Source organism: Cyanobium sp. Tous-M-B4, assembly GCF_024345395.1.
GTDB lineage: Bacteria > Cyanobacteriota > Cyanobacteriia > PCC-6307 > Cyanobiaceae > Cyanobium_A.
Genome location: NZ_JAGQBA010000001.1, coordinates 177,925 through 191,823, shown reverse-complemented (window position 1 = coordinate 191,823; position 13,899 = coordinate 177,925). Strand labels below are relative to the sequence as shown.

11 protein-coding genes and 1 tRNA gene are annotated in these 13,899 nt (G+C 63.3%); 6 read left to right on the top strand and 6 right to left on the bottom strand.

Features of this window, described 5'->3' with window-relative positions:
• Positions 1–54: 54 nt before the first annotated feature.
• Complete coding sequence (gene secA / locus KBY73_RS00990; RefSeq protein ID WP_254935249.1) at positions 55–2,841, top strand: preprotein translocase subunit SecA; 2,787 nt, start codon at positions 55–57, stop codon at positions 2,839–2,841.
• 18 nt (positions 2,842–2,859) lie between these two features.
• Here the strand turns inward: secA and cysE are convergent, their stop codons facing one another.
• On the bottom strand, positions 2,860–3,618 hold the full coding sequence (gene cysE, locus KBY73_RS00985) for a serine O-acetyltransferase (RefSeq protein ID WP_396096354.1): 759 nt from the start codon (positions 3,616–3,618) through the stop codon (positions 2,860–2,862).
• 105 nt (positions 3,619–3,723) lie between these two features.
• Here cysE and KBY73_RS00980 point away from each other — a divergent pair.
• Positions 3,724–3,795: transfer RNA gene (locus tag KBY73_RS00980), tRNA-Gly, on the top strand.
• Between the two features lie 21 nt (positions 3,796–3,816).
• On the opposite strand, the gene KBY73_RS00975 is transcribed toward KBY73_RS00980, so the two are convergent.
• The 3 genes from KBY73_RS00975 to miaA form a co-directional block, all read right to left on the bottom strand.
• The gene (locus KBY73_RS00975; RefSeq protein WP_254935248.1) at positions 3,817–4,806 is read right to left on the bottom strand and encodes a GntR family transcriptional regulator; all 990 of its coding nucleotides are present in this window, start codon (positions 4,804–4,806) and stop codon (positions 3,817–3,819) included.
• A gap of 221 nt (positions 4,807–5,027) precedes the next feature.
• A complete protein-coding gene (infC, locus tag KBY73_RS00970) occupies positions 5,028–5,627 on the bottom strand; it encodes a translation initiation factor IF-3 (RefSeq protein ID WP_254935247.1) in 600 nt (199 codons plus the stop codon).
• Positions 5,628–5,662: 35 nt separating this feature from the next.
• Positions 5,663–6,583, bottom strand: a complete 921-nt coding sequence (gene miaA / locus KBY73_RS00965; RefSeq protein ID WP_254935246.1) for a tRNA (adenosine(37)-N6)-dimethylallyltransferase MiaA — start codon at positions 6,581–6,583, stop codon at positions 5,663–5,665.
• A gap of 140 nt (positions 6,584–6,723) precedes the next feature.
• Between miaA and gyrB the strand changes: the two genes are divergently transcribed.
• A complete protein-coding gene (gene gyrB / locus KBY73_RS00960) occupies positions 6,724–8,694 on the top strand; it encodes a DNA topoisomerase (ATP-hydrolyzing) subunit B (protein WP_254935245.1) in 1,971 nt (656 codons plus the stop codon).
• A gap of 14 nt (positions 8,695–8,708) precedes the next feature.
• Entirely contained in the window at positions 8,709–9,017 is a 309-nt protein-coding gene (locus tag KBY73_RS00955; RefSeq protein ID WP_254935244.1) for an SH3 domain-containing protein, read from the top strand.
• Positions 9,018–9,026: 9 nt separating this feature from the next.
• On the opposite strand, the gene KBY73_RS00950 is transcribed toward KBY73_RS00955, so the two are convergent.
• Complete coding sequence (locus KBY73_RS00950; protein WP_254935243.1) at positions 9,027–9,497, bottom strand: glutathione peroxidase; 471 nt, start codon at positions 9,495–9,497, stop codon at positions 9,027–9,029.
• 87 nt (positions 9,498–9,584) lie between these two features.
• On the opposite strand from KBY73_RS00950, the gene mgtE reads away from it, so the two are divergent.
• Entirely contained in the window at positions 9,585–10,967 is a 1,383-nt protein-coding gene (gene mgtE, locus KBY73_RS00945; protein ID WP_254935242.1) for a magnesium transporter, read from the top strand.
• Between the two features lie 165 nt (positions 10,968–11,132).
• Positions 11,133–12,101, top strand: coding sequence for an RpoD/SigA family RNA polymerase sigma factor (locus KBY73_RS00940; RefSeq protein WP_254935600.1), 969 nt, complete (start codon positions 11,133–11,135; stop codon positions 12,099–12,101).
• On the opposite strand, the gene KBY73_RS00935 is transcribed toward KBY73_RS00940, so the two are convergent.
• Positions 12,086–13,822, bottom strand: a complete 1,737-nt coding sequence (locus KBY73_RS00935) for a dihydroxyacetone kinase family protein (RefSeq protein WP_254935241.1) — start codon at positions 13,820–13,822, stop codon at positions 12,086–12,088. The two genes, KBY73_RS00940 and KBY73_RS00935, sit on opposite strands and share 16 nt — an antisense overlap.
• Positions 13,823–13,899 lie beyond the last annotated feature (77 nt).

The window sequence follows — 13,899 nt, the reverse complement described above, 5'->3', positions numbered from 1 at the left end:
GTTGGCCTTCTGTGCTTCTCAGTAGGCTGACTGAAGCGCTGATTAGCTTTCTCCATGCTCAAGCTCCTGCTGGGTGACCCCAATGCCCGCAAGCTGAAGCGTTACCAGCCGATCGTTTCCGACATCAACCTGCTCGAGGAGGAGATTGCCCCCCTCTCCGACGATGAGCTGCGCGGCCTTACGGGTGAGTTCCGTCAGAAGTTGGAGCAGGTGGCTGGCAATGCCGCCAAGGAGCGGGCCCTGCTTGATGAGCTGCTGCCCCAGGCCTTTGCCGTGGTGCGTGAGGCGGGCAAGCGGGTGCTGGGCATGCGCCACTTCGATGTGCAGCTGATCGGCGGCATGGTGCTGCACGACGGCCAGATCGCCGAGATGAAAACCGGCGAGGGCAAAACCCTCGTGGCCACCCTGCCCGCCTACCTCAACGCCCTCACCGGTCGGGGCGTGCACGTGGTGACGGTGAACGACTACCTGGCCCGCCGCGACGCCGAGTGGATGGGTCAGGTGCACCGCTTCTTAGGGCTATCGGTGGGCCTGATCCAGCAGGAGATGGCGCCAGCAGCCCGCCGGGCCAACTACGCCTGCGACATCACCTACGCCACCAACAGCGAGCTGGGCTTCGACTACCTGCGCGACAACATGGCCAGCGACATCGCCGAGGTGGTGCAGCGCCAGCCCAACTACTGCGTGATCGATGAGGTCGATTCGATCCTGATCGATGAGGCCCGCACGCCGCTGATCATCTCCGGCCAGATCGAGCGCCCCCAGGAGAAATATCGCCGGGCCGCCGAGGTGGCTGAGCTGCTGGAGCGTTCAGCCGAGCTGGGTAAAGACGGCATCGACCCTGAGGGTGACTACGAGGTCGACGAGAAGCAGCGCAATGTGACCCTCACCGACGAGGGCTACGCCAAGGCCGAGCAGCAGCTTGGCGTGAGCGATCTCTTCAACCCAGAAGACCCTTGGGCCCACTTCATTGGCAATGCCCTCAAGGCCAAGGAGATGTTTGCCCGAGACGTGAACTACATAGTGCGTAACGGCGATGCGGTGATCGTTGATGAATTCACCGGCCGGGTGATGCCGGGGCGGCGCTGGAGCGACGGCTTGCACCAGGCGATTGAGGCCAAAGAGCAGCTGGAGATCCAGCCCGAAACCCAAACACTCGCCTCAATCACCTACCAAAACTTCTTCCTGCTCTACCCGCGCTTGGCCGGCATGACCGGTACCGCCAAAACCGAAGAGGTGGAATTCGAGAAAACTTACAAGCTCGAAGTGGCAATCGTGCCCACCAACCGGGTGCGCTCCCGCTCCGACTGGACCGACCAGGTGTACAAAACCGAAACGGCCAAGTGGCGCGCCGTGGCCCTGGAAACCGCCGAGGTGCATAAGGGCGGCCGGCCGGTGCTGGTGGGCACCACCAGCGTGGAGAAATCGGAGCTACTCAGTGCCCTGCTGGCCGAGCAAGACATCCCCCACAACCTGCTCAACGCCAAGCCCGAAAACGTGGAACGGGAGGCCGAGATCGTGGCCCAAGCAGGCCGGGCCGGTGCCGTAACCATCGCCACCAACATGGCGGGCCGTGGCACCGACATCATCCTGGGCGGCAACAGCGATTACATGGCCCGCCTCAAGTTGCGCGAGGTGCTGCTGCCCAAGTTGGTGCGCCCTGAAAACGAGCACAGGCCCATCCCCTCAGCCAAAGCTGCCCGTGAGGCTCGCAGTTTGGGGAGCCTCTATCCCTGCAGCCTCAGCGAAACCAGCGAGCAAGAGCTGGTCACCCTCGCCAAATCCCTCGTGAATGCCTGGGGCGACCGGCAGCTCACCCTGCTCGAGTTGGAAGACCGCATCGCTCAGGCAGCTGAAAAGGCCCCCAGCGAGGACCCCCAGATCCAGGCTCTGCGCGACTGCATCGCCCAGGTGAAGGCTGAATACGACGCCGTGGTTAAGCAGGACGAGCAGCAGGTGCGCGAGGCCGGTGGCTTGCACGTGATCGGCACCGAGCGCCACGAATCCCGCCGCGTTGACAACCAGCTGCGCGGCCGCGCCGGCCGTCAGGGTGACCCGGGCTCCACCCGCTTCTTTCTGTCGCTTGAAGACAATCTGCTGCGCATCTTTGGCGGCGACCGGGTGGCCGGCCTGATGAATGCCTTCCGGGTGGAGGAAGACATGCCGATTGAATCAGGCATGCTCACCCGCTCGCTGGAAGGGGCCCAAAAGAAGGTCGAAACCTACTACTACGACATCCGCAAGCAGGTATTCGAGTACGACGAGGTAATGAACAACCAGCGTAAAGCCGTTTATACCGAGCGGCGCCGAGTGCTCGAAGGCCGGGAGCTAAAGGCTCAGGTGATCGGCTACGGCGAGCGCACCGTAGAAGACATCGTGGAGGCCTACGTCAACCCCGAGCTGCCACCGGAGGAGTGGGACCTCAGCCGACTAGTGGAGAAAACAAAGGAGTTTATTTATATCCTGGAAGATCTCACCGCAGACCAGCTCCAGGGTTTAGGGGTAGAGGAGCTAAAGGCCTTCCTGCAGGAGCAGCTGCGCAACGCCTACGACATCAAGGAGGGCCAAGTTGAGCAGCAGCGCCCTGGCCTGATGCGGGAAGCGGAGCGCTACTTCATTCTCCAGCAGATCGACACCCTCTGGCGTGAGCACTTACAAGCAATGGATGCCCTGCGCGAGTCGGTGGGTCTGCGCGGCTATGGCCAGAAAGATCCCCTGATTGAATATAAAAATGAGGGCTACGATATGTTCCTAGAGATGATGACCCAGATGCGCCGTAACGTGATCTACTCGATGTTCATGTTCCAGCCGGCGCCGGCACCCCAGGGGGCGACTGCTTAATCGCAGCTGCCCCTGAGTTCAGCTGGTGATGCCAGGGTTGTCTCCCAAGAACTCCAGGATTTCGCGGTCTTTGAGGTTTTGAGCGGCCCCGGTGCAGGGCTCCAGCAGGGGGCGGCCGGCGGCCAGCTCCCGCAGGCAGCCCTGGGTGCGGGCTAGTTCCATTTCCAACACGTCGATGCGCTCCATCAGGTTGCGGATCACATTCGCTTCCGTGTCGGGCAGGGCTGAGTGGGCTAGGGGGTCGATGCGCACCCCGCTCTGATGGATCACCCGGCCCGGGATGCCCACCACCGTGCTGTCGGCTGCCACATCGCGCAGCAGCACTGAGCCGGCACCGATGCGGGTGTTGGCGCCCACAGTGATGGCACCCAGCACCTTGGCGCCGGCGCCTACCACTACGTTCTCGAGCAGGGTCGGGTGGCGCTTGCCGTGGGCTTTGCCGGTGCCCCCCAGGGTTACGCCCTGATAAAGCAGGCAGCGATCGCTGATCACGGCCGTTTCACCGATTACCACGCCCATGCCGTGGTCGATGAACACGCCGTGGCCGATCCGGGCGCCGGGATGGATTTCAACGCCGGTTGCCAACCGCCCCACCTGGCTCAGCAGCCGCGCTACCAGGGGCAAGGGCGGCAGTCGCCGCCCCCAGAGCCAATGGCTGAAACGGTGCAGGGTCAGGGCGTGCAGCCCCGGGTAGCAGAGCAAGATTTCCAGCGTGCCTCGGGCCGCAGGATCTCGCTGCTTGATGATTGCCAGGTCGGCCTGCAGTGCCTTGAGCATTGAGCCATCCTGCCGGAGCCAGGGGCGCCTGGCTGGGGTTTGCCCAGCGTTTGACCGAGGGGCACCCTGTCATGCATGATCTTCAAACCGGCAACGCCGGTAATTGCGGATGTAGCTCAGTGGTAGAGCATCTCCTTGCCAAGGAGAGGGTCGAGAGTTCGAATCTCTTCATCCGCTTGAATTAGTTGGTCCTTTGGTTCACTGAGCCAGTAGGCCGATTTCTTTGCGCAGGCCGTCGATGGTGGCGGTGCCTAGGTAGCTCTGGGCGCAGTGCACTACCGGCATCCGTATTAGTTGGGCCCTGTTTTGGCGCAGGCTCTGCTCCACCAGAGGCAGGCTGGGGCGGTCGCAGAGCACGTGGCTGGCGGCCCGCAGCAGGGCCAGCAGGCGGCTGCCGGTGTCGGGGTTGGCGGTCATCACCAGCAGCTCGTTGCCGCGCATGCTGTGCAGGATCACCTCGGCGGCCCTCAGGATGCCTGGGCTGATGCTCACCAAGCCCACGCAGCTGCCCTGGCGCAACTCCTTGAGCAGGTCGAGCTCGTGGCGAAAATCGTTGAGATCAACGGCCACCGCCCGCACGCCGTGCTGCTTGGCAATCTCCTCCACCGGCTGTAGGAAGTAGCGGCTGGTCACCACCGTGCCGTTGTTGGATTCGGTGAGCACCGCCGCCAGCTCCTCCATCGGCACCACCTCCACCGGCACCTCCAGGCTGGGGCTGAGCTCCTCGGCGATCAGCATCGATGCGCCGATGTCCTCGCGGGGGGTGCTGACCAGCACCCGGGCGCCGCAGCGCAGGCGCCAGTCGATCTCGCGAGTGAGTAGGTCGCGGCCCTGCTGCAGGGTGCAGCCGGCATTGAGCAGGCCATCGACGCTTTGGCGCACCTGACGGTCGATGTCCGGCAGAGGCCTGCCCCTGGGGCCCGGCGGCGGCTTGATTTCCCGCGGCTTTTGCTGGTCGCGCACATAGATGCCCGACCCAGCCATCGCCTCAACAACGCCGTCGGTTTCCAGCTGGCGATACACCTTGCTGATCGTGTTGCGGTGCAGGCCTGTTTGCATCGCCAGCTGCCTGGTGCTGGGCAATCGGTGCCCCGGCGGGTAGTGGCGGGCCGCAATGGCGAAGCAGATCTGGTTGTAGAGCTGCGTCGACGCCGGGATGTCGCTTTCCTGCTGAATGTGGAATCGCACGCCGGGGTTGGGCCAATTGGGCTGGTGGCCACCATAAAGAGGCTTGGCCCTGGGGACAATCCCCCTGTTGGCATACGCGCGTGTGCCGGTTGGGAGAGTGCGGCTGCTCTGGCTGGTTTGAGTGGTGTGCGTAAGAAAAGTTCCTGAATTCTGTACGGGCTGTACAAAACTCTGGACACAAGCTCAATGCCCCAGCGCTTCCGCTTTTTCTGCCCGCAGGTTTAGCTGGCTGTTTCGGCTGCGGCGGCGGCCTTGCTGTTGCCCTTTGGAGCGGCGGCCTTGCGGGGGCTCAGGAACATGATCATGTTGCGGCCTTCCCGCTTGGGGGGCTGCTGGATCTCGGCGTTGTCCTCGAGGTCCTTGGCCATGCGGTAAAGCAGCACTTCAGCCAGGGCTGTGTGCTGGATTTCGCGGCCGCGGAAGATCACGGTGCACTTCACCTTGTCGCCGTCCTTAAGGAAGCGCTGCGCCTGACCGATCCGCACTTGATAGTCGTGCGAGTCGATCTTGTAGCGCATCTTCACCTCTTTTACTTCCGTCTGATGCGACTTCTTCTTGGCTTCTTTGGCCTTCTTTTCCTGTTCAAACTTGTATTTGCCGTAATCCATGATCCGGCACACCGGCGGATCGGCCTTCTCGCTCACCAACACCAGATCGAGCTCGCGGTCCTTGGCCACTTCAAGGGCCTCCTCGCGGGTGATCACCCCCAGTTGACTGCCATCGGCATCCACCACCCGCAGGTTGGGGTAGCTGATGCGGTCGTTGATGTTGGGCAGCTCCCGCACGGGAGCACGGCGGTCAAAACGGGGACGTGGAGGCATTCAGGGGTGTGAAGGATCGCGAAATCGCTAACGCTTCACCCTAGTCCGCGCTCGACCACTTGCAACGCCTGGGCCAACTGCCCCTCGGTGCTGCGCTCTTCCAGCCAGATCGGCGCATGGCGCCGCCTAAACCAGGTGCGTTGCCGTTTGGCGAATTGGCGGGTGCGCTGCTCGCAAAGGGCGATCGATTCAGTTTCGCTGAGCTCGCCGGCCAGCTGCCGCCTCGCTTCGCCATAGCCGATGGTGTTGAGCAGGGGCAGCCCAGCCCCGTAGCGCTTGATCAGCGCTTCGGTTTCAGCTACCAGCCCCGCAGCAAATAGGCCCCGGGTACGGCTGGCAATGCGGGCTGTTAGGTCGGTGGGGTTTAGGCCCAGCTCCAGCACCCGCCAGGGCGGCGGCGTGGCCCCCTGCTGGCTGGAGAGGGGCCGCCCTGTGGCATAGAGCACCTCCATGGCCCTTTGGGTGCGCACGGCATCGGCGGGGGCGATGCGGGCGGCGGCCACCGGATCGCCCTGGCGCAGCAGCTGGTGGCAGAGGGGCTGGCCGAGGGCTGCCAGCTGGGCGCGCAGCTGGGGTTGGGGTGGCACCGCTGGGGGCTCCAGCCCCTGGGTGAGGGCCTGAAGGTAGAGGCCGCTGCCGCCAGCCAGCAGGGCCAGGGGCTTGCGGGCAAGTTCGGCCTTGAGCTGGTCCTCGGCGATGGCCCGAAACTCCTGCAGGTTCATCGGCTGGTCGGGATCGCGCAGATCCAGCAACTCGTGGCGCGCCTGCCCCCGCTGGGCGGCCGTGGGCTTGGCGGTGCCCACGTCCATCTGGCGGTAGAGCTGGCGCGAATCCACGTTGAGCACCGCTAGATCCAGGGTCTGAGCCAGGGCGATCGCCAGGTCTGTTTTACCGCTGGCCGTTGGACCCATCAAGACGATGACGAGCGGTTGGCCTGCGGACTCAGTTGGGCTCATGGGTCCACCTTGCCAGGGGGTGTCAGCCCGGGTTGGCGGTGGTAAATTGCTTATTGCAAAAGGGCTTTTGGGCTCGTTTGCGCCTTACTTGCCCCGGGATTTCGCCGTCCTGTGCCGAATCCCTGGGGAGACCTTCCTGCATGAGCGCTGAAAGCCAAGCTTCCACAAAAATTCAGGCCGCCTATGGCGCCGAGCAGATCCAGGTTCTGGAGGGCCTGGAGCCGGTTCGCAAACGGCCTGGCATGTACATCGGCTCCACCGGCCCCCGAGGCCTGCACCATTTGGTGTACGAGGTGGTCGACAACGCAGTGGATGAGGCCCTAGCCGGCCATTGCGACCAGATTCTGGCGGTGCTCAACGACGACGGCTCTTGCGCCGTCACCGACAACGGCCGCGGCATCCCCACAGATATCCACCCGCGCACCGGTAAGAGCGCCCTTGAAACCGTGCTCACGGTGTTGCACGCCGGCGGCAAGTTTGGTTCCGGTGGCTACAAGGTTTCTGGCGGCCTGCACGGCGTTGGTGTTTCGGTGGTCAATGCCCTCTCAGAGTGGGTGGAGGTCACGGTTTACCGCCAAGACCAGGTGCACACCCAGCGCTTTGAACGCGGTGCTCCGATCGGCATCCTGCAATCAGCCGCTGGTGAGAAGGGCCGCACCGGAACATCGGTGTGCTTCAAGCCCGATATCGAGATTTTCTCGACCGGCATTGAGTTCGACTACCAAACTCTCTCTTCGCGTTTGCGCGAGCTGGCCTACCTCAATGGTGGGGTGCGGATCGTCTTCCGTGACGACCGCGCCGCGGCCCGCAATGCCGCTGGCGAAGCTCACGAAGAGATCTATTTCTACGAAGGCGGCATCAAGGAATATGTCGCCTATATGAATAAGGAGAAGGATCCTCTCCACCCCGAAATCATCTACGTCAACCGCGAAAAGGACGGCGTACAGGTGGAAGCGGCACTGCAGTGGTGCGTGGATGCCTACTCAGACAGCATTCTTGGCTTTGCCAACAACATCCGCACCGTCGATGGTGGCACCCACATCGAGGGCCTCAAAACTGTGCTTACCCGCACCCTCAACACCTTTGCCAAAAAGCGCGGCAAACGCAAGGATGCCGATACCAATCTGGCTGGCGAAAACATCCGCGAGGGCCTCACCGCGGTGCTTTCGGTGAAGGTGCCCGACCCGGAATTTGAGGGTCAGACCAAAACCAAGCTGGGCAATACGGAAGTTCGCGGCATTGTTGACACCCTTGTGGGTGAAGCCCTCAGCGAATATCTTGAATTCAATCCCTCGGTGATCGATCTGATCCTCGAGAAGGCGATTCAGGCCTTTAATGCTGCTGAGGCTGCTCGCCGCGCTCGCGAGCTGGTGCGCCGCAAGAGTGTGCTCGAGAGCTCCACCCTGCCTGGCAAGTTGGCAGATTGCTCCTCCCGCGACCCGGCCGAGTCTGAGATCTACATCGTGGAGGGGGATTCAGCTGGTGGCTCTGCTAAGCAGGGGCGCGACCGTCGCTTCCAAGCGATCCTGCCATTGCGGGGCAAAATTCTCAATATCGAGAAAACAGACGACGCCAAGATCTATAAAAATACCGAGATTCAGGCGCTGATTACAGGATTAGGCCTGGGGATCAAGGGCGAAGAATTTGACGAGAAAAATCTGCGCTACCACCGTATCGTGATCATGACCGACGCCGACGTCGACGGCGCCCACATCCGTACCCTGATCCTCACCTTCTTCTTCCGTTATCAGCGGGCCCTAGTTGAAGGCGGCTACATCTACATCGCCTGCCCACCTCTCTATAAAGTGGAGCGCGGCAAAAACCACACTTACTGCTACAACGAAGACGATCTCAAGACAACGATCGCATCATTTGGTGAAAAGGCGAATTACACGATCCAGCGTTTCAAGGGCTTGGGTGAAATGATGCCCAAGCAGTTATGGGAAACCACCATGGATCCCACCACTCGCATGATGAAGCGAGTCGAGATTGAAGATGCTCTCGAAGCCGATCGCATCTTCACAATCCTGATGGGCGACAAAGTTGCCCCGCGCCGGGAATTCATCGAGGCTCATAGCGCCACCCTCGATCTAGCTCAGCTCGACATTTGATGGCGGGCACCCGCATGACGCAGTCGTCTGCAGCTTGGCGCTGGGCGGCCCTGCTTGGTTTCGCCCTGATCACCCCCGTGGGTTTGCCCGCCGGAGGGGCTGATCGGAGGCCCCATGAGGTGCGGCGGCGTAGCGCCAGCGATCCCTTGATTTCTACTCGTGCTGTGGCTTTGCGGGTCGCTCCTGAACAACGGGCACCTGCCCTGCAGCAACTTGGGCCAGGTGAGCCCCTGCGGGTGCTGCGCAGCTGGCGGGGCAGCTCCGGCCAGCGCTGGTTGCAGGTGGAGGTCGCTGATCGCCGTGGCTGGGTGCCGGCGGGTTGAGTCCGCCGCTCAGGCGGCCAGGGCAGCTTCGATGGCGCCCTTCAGCTCAGCTGAATCGGGCTCCACATTGCTCTTGTAGCGGCCCAACACGGTGCCATCCTTGCCCACTAGAAACTTCTCGAAGTTCCAGGCCACGGGGCCAGCGGGCTCGCTTTGGCTGAGGGTGGTGTAGGGCTCTTCGGCCATTACCACCTTGTCGAGCAACTCAAAATCAGCGCCGTAGGTGCTGGAGCAGAACTGCTGAATCTCTGGCAGCGTGCCGGGCTCTTGGGCGCCGAAATCGTTGCAGGGGAAGCCGAGCACCGCCAGGCCCTGGGGGCCGTAGCTCTCCTGAAGCGCCTGCAGGCCTGCGTATTGGCGGGTGAAGCCGCAGCGGCTGGCTACGTTCACGATCAGCAGCACCTTGCCGGCCCATTCGCCCAAAATGCGCTCGTCGCCTTTGGCGTCGCGCACGGCCACATTGCTCACGGAGATAGCCATTGGTGCGGGTGTCATCAAGTGGGCGGACCATAGCGAGCCGAGGGCAGCTGCGACCCATAAACTCATAATTGCGGCGTCGCGGTGCCCATGAGCGAAGCCAACGGGATTCAGGTGGCCGAGGTGGTCGCCCAACAGCTGGAAAGCCTGCTTGAGGCCGGTAACTACGACGGCGCCAAGTTGCTGCTCGGCCCCGTGCAGGAGGTTGATGCGGCAGAAGCGATCGGCAGCTTGCCGCGCACCCTGCAGGCCCTGGCCTTTCGGCTGTTGCCAAAGGACGAAGCCATCGAGGTCTACGAATACCTCGATGCAGCGGTACAGCAGACCTTGCTGGAGCGGCTGCGCTCCGGCGAGGTGCTGGAGCTGGTGGAAGAAATGTCACCCGATGATCGGGTGCGGCTTTTTGATGAGTTGCCCGCCAAGGTGGTGCGGCGCCTACTGGCTGAACTCAGTCCAGCGGAGCGGCGGGTCACGGCCCAACTTCTTGGCTATGAGAGCGAGACGGCGGGCCGGCTGATGACCACCGAATTCGTCGACCTCAAGGAGTTTCACAGCGCCGACCAAGCCCTGGCGATAGTGCGCCGCCGCGCCCGCGACACCGAAACCATCTACTCCCTCTACGTCACTGATGGGTCCCGTCACCTCACCGGCATCCTGTCGCTGCGCGATCTGGTCACAGCCGACCCCGAGGCGCGCATCGGCGATCTGATGACCCGCGATGTGGTGAGCGTCGGCACCGACACCGACCAGGAGGAGGTGGCGCGCGCCATCCAGCGCTACGACTTCCTGGCCGTGCCGGTGGTGGACCGGGAGCAGCGGCTGGTGGGGATCGTCACCGTGGACGACGTCATCGACGTGATCGAGCAGGAGGCAACCCGCGACCTTTATGCCGCCGGCGCCGTGCAGGCTGGCGATGAAGACGACTACTTCCAAAGCAATCTGTTCACCGTGGCGCGGCGCCGGGTGGTGTGGCTGCTGGTGCTGCTGGTGGCCAACAGCGGCACCTCGGCGGTGATCGCTTCCCAGGAGCTGGTGCTCAAGCAGGTGGTGGTGCTCGCCGCCTTTATTCCGCTGCTGATCGGCACCGGCGGCAATGTGGGAGCCCAGAGCTCCACCGTGGTGATTCGGGGCCTGAGCACCCAGCGCATTCAGGCGATGGGCGCCTGGCGGGCGATTTGGCGCGAGGCTGTGGCCGGCGCCCTGCTGGGCTTGTTGATGGTGCTGGCGGTGGTGCCGTGGGCTGCCTACGTGGCAGGCAGCTGGGTAGTGGCTATGGCCGCCGGCCTGAGCCTGGTGGCGATCACCACCCTCGCTGCAACGGCCGGCGCGGCGCTGCCGCTTCTGTTTGACCGTCTAGGCCTGGATCCGGCCTTGATGTCAGCCCCTTTTATTGCCACCGCTACCGACGTCGCTGGGGTGTTCATCTACCTGCAAACCGCCTCCTGGCTGCTGCAACGCGCCGCGCCTGGCTAGGTGGCTACTTGGAGTGGCTTGAGCTGTCGCCGCAGTTTTGGGGTTTCTGAGAGGAGTTAACACTTCTTCAGGTTAGGCTTTACACATCTTCAAAGCCCCAACGCCGTGGTCGTCGCCATCGCTACTGCACCCAGCGCAGCTGCTCCCGACAAGGCTGCCCGCTCCATGCCCGCGGCCGACGGCGACCTAGTGCGCAGCTACCTGCGGGACATTGGCCGAGTGCCGCTGCTATCCCACGAGCAGGAGATCACCTTGGGCCGCCAGGTGCAGGAGCTGGTGGGTTTGGAGGAGCTTGAGCAGGAGCTGGAGGTTCAGCTGGGTAACAAGCCAAGCCAGGTGGAATTGGCCCAGGCCGCTGGTCTGAGCGCGCCCCTACTTAAGAAGCGCTTGCAGGCTGGCCGGCGTGCCAAGGAGCGGATGGTGGCTGCGAATTTGCGGCTGGTGGTGAGCGTGGCTAAGAAGTACACGCGTCGGAATATGGAGCTGCTGGACCTGATTCAGGAGGGCACGATCGGTTTGGTGCGCGGCGTTGAGAAGTTCGACCCAACCCGTGGGTACAAATTTTCAACTTATGCGTATTGGTGGATTCGCCAGGGGATCACGCGGGCAATCGCTGAGAAGAGCCGGACGATCCGGCTGCCAATCCACATCACCGAAACACTGAACAAGCTTAAGAAGGGTCAGCGTGAACTGAGCCAGCTGTTGGGGCGCACGCCGACGGTGACGGAGCTTGCCGAAGCGGTGGAACTGCCGGAAGAGGAGGTGAAGGATCTGCTGTGCCGTGCGCGCCAACCGGTGAGCTTGGAGACGAAGGTGGGCGATGGGGATGACACCGAACTGCTTGACCTGCTGGCAGGAGATGCGGAGCTGCCGGAGGAGCGTGTAGATGGTGAGTGCCTGAAGGGCGACCTGCGTGCGCTGCTGGAGCAACTGCCGGAGCTGCAGGGGCGGGTGCTGAAGATGCGTTATGGCATTCCTTGCTCCGACAACCCCGAGGGCGGCGAGCCGATGAGCCTCACCGGTATCGGCCGCATCCTCGGCATCAGCCGTGATCGGGTGCGCAACCTGGAGCGTGACGGGTTGGCCGGCTTGCGCCGCATCAGCGATGCGGTTGAGGCTTACGTGGCCGGTTGAGCCTGGGTTGCTGCGATCAGGCAGTAGGCAAGCGACATGGCACCGGGATCTGGATGTCCGAGGCTGCGGCTGCCATGGGGGCGTGCTCGCCCCAATTTTGGCAACATTTCTGCGGTTGCTTGTGCCGCCAGTAGGCAATTTGCCGCAGCGTTCTGCAGGGCTTGATCGAGGGCTACGCCGGCCTCCAGCTCAGAGCGCAGCTTCAGGCAGTAGGGCTGGAGGGCATCCACCATGGTTTTGTCGCCGGGAGCCGCCTGTCCGAGGGCGACTACGGCCTGCAAGGCGGAGACGAAAGCTGCCGCAATTTCTTTAGCTCCTATTTCGCTTGACCTGGCTAACGAATTGCCGGCTGCCAGCAGGGCCCCACCCCACAGGGCTCCAGAGGTGCCACCGCCGTGGTCAGACCAGGCTTCTCCTGCTTCCATCAGCACCTCCCCGGTGCTGCAGCCTCGGGTGCAGGCGTGGATGGCGCTCTGCCGGGCGCCCCGAATGCCCCGCAGCATTCCCAGGCCATGGTCACCATCGCCGGCCACGGCATCGAGAGCCCCGAGTTCCTCAACCCGCTGCTCCAAGGCCTTTTCCACAGCCTCGAAGCGTCCCAGTAGGGCGTTTTGGGCTGCTGTGAACTCTGTACTGTCTTGAGTAGCAGTCTTGCTGACAGATGTTTGCTGTTTGGACTCCAGTTCCGCTACGGGATCTGCCGCCGGGATAGGTCCAAGGGCGCCGCGGCGGTAGGCAGCGCTGTCGGCGGGGGCGCTCCAGAAGCCTTCCAGCTCCGCATCCAACCAGCAGAGGCTGAGGGACACCCCGGCCATATCCAGGCTGGTGACCAGCTCGCCGCACTCACAGTCGGCCAGCACCACCCCCCTGGCCAGGAGCTCCTGGTTAACGGCCCCGAAGAGCACGAACAGCTCCTCGTATTTGAAGCTGCCCAGCCCGTTCAGCAGCACCACCAGCCGTTGCTGGTCCTCGGGCACATCCGCCGGCCGTTCGGCCAGCAGTCGTTCCACGAGTAGTGCTGCCAGGCTGTCGGCATCGGTGAGGGGCCCTTCCGACAGGCCCGGTTCGCCGTGCAGCCCCATGCCGATGGCCATGCGGCCGCTGGGCACATCAAATAAAGGCTGGCTAGCGCCCGGCAGGGTGCAGCCACTGAAGGCCACCCCCAGGGAGCGGATGCGGCCATTGGCTTTGCGGGCCAGCCGCTCCACCTCGTCGAGGGGCAGTCCGGCTTCGGCAGCGGCACCTGCCACCTTGAATACAACCAAGCCACCGGCAATGCCACGCCGCAGTTCTGGTTGGTCAATGGGGGCGCTGGCGATGTCGTCGGTGACCGTCACGATGCGCACGTCGATTCCCTGCCGCCGCAGCCGTTCGGCTCCGAGCGTGAAGTGCAACACGTCTCCGGCGTAGTTGCCGAAGCTCAGCAGCAGGCCCGCTCCTCGTTCCACGGCTAATCCCACCCGCATCACCTGACCTGCCGAGGGCGAGGCAAAAATGTTGCCGCAAGCGGCCCCGGCGGCTAAGCCCCGGCCCACCAGGCCGGCAAAGGCCGGATAGTGACCGGAGCCGCCGCCCACCACGACACCCACCTGGCCGCAGGGGATCGGCGCTATTCGGATCACGCCGCCATCGATGCGCTGAACGTGGCGGGGATGGGCAGCTACAAAGCCGTCGATGGCCTTGCTGGCGAAGTCGGAGGCGTCTGTCGGCAGGTAGCTCATGGCTCCAACTTATTCAGGCCCAATTGGCCGAGCCACAAACGTTCACGGGGCGCTGTCTACGCTGCCGCCGATGCCGC

Bases quoted from the DNA above. Each gene is read 5' to 3' on its own strand.
- gyrB (WP_254935245.1), top strand. From the start codon at position 6,724: ATGAGCGCTGAAAGCCAAGCTTCCACAAAAATTCAGGCCGCCTATGGC.
- cysE (WP_396096354.1), bottom strand. From the start codon at position 3,618: ATGCTCAAGGCACTGCAGGCCGACCTGGCAATCATCAAGCAGCGAGAT.
- KBY73_RS00935 (WP_254935241.1), bottom strand. From the start codon at position 13,822: ATGAGCTACCTGCCGACAGACGCCTCCGACTTCGCCAGCAAGGCCATC.
- KBY73_RS00950 (WP_254935243.1), bottom strand. From the start codon at position 9,497: ATGGCTATCTCCGTGAGCAATGTGGCCGTGCGCGACGCCAAAGGCGAC.
- infC (WP_254935247.1), bottom strand. From the start codon at position 5,627: ATGCCTCCACGTCCCCGTTTTGACCGCCGTGCTCCCGTGCGGGAGCTG.
- KBY73_RS00955 (WP_254935244.1), top strand. From the start codon at position 8,709: ATGACGCAGTCGTCTGCAGCTTGGCGCTGGGCGGCCCTGCTTGGTTTC.
- KBY73_RS00940 (WP_254935600.1), top strand. From the start codon at position 11,133: ATGCCCGCGGCCGACGGCGACCTAGTGCGCAGCTACCTGCGGGACATT.
- mgtE (WP_254935242.1), top strand. From the start codon at position 9,585: ATGAGCGAAGCCAACGGGATTCAGGTGGCCGAGGTGGTCGCCCAACAG.
- miaA (WP_254935246.1), bottom strand. From the start codon at position 6,583: ATGAGCCCAACTGAGTCCGCAGGCCAACCGCTCGTCATCGTCTTGATG.
- secA (WP_254935249.1), top strand. From the start codon at position 55: ATGCTCAAGCTCCTGCTGGGTGACCCCAATGCCCGCAAGCTGAAGCGT.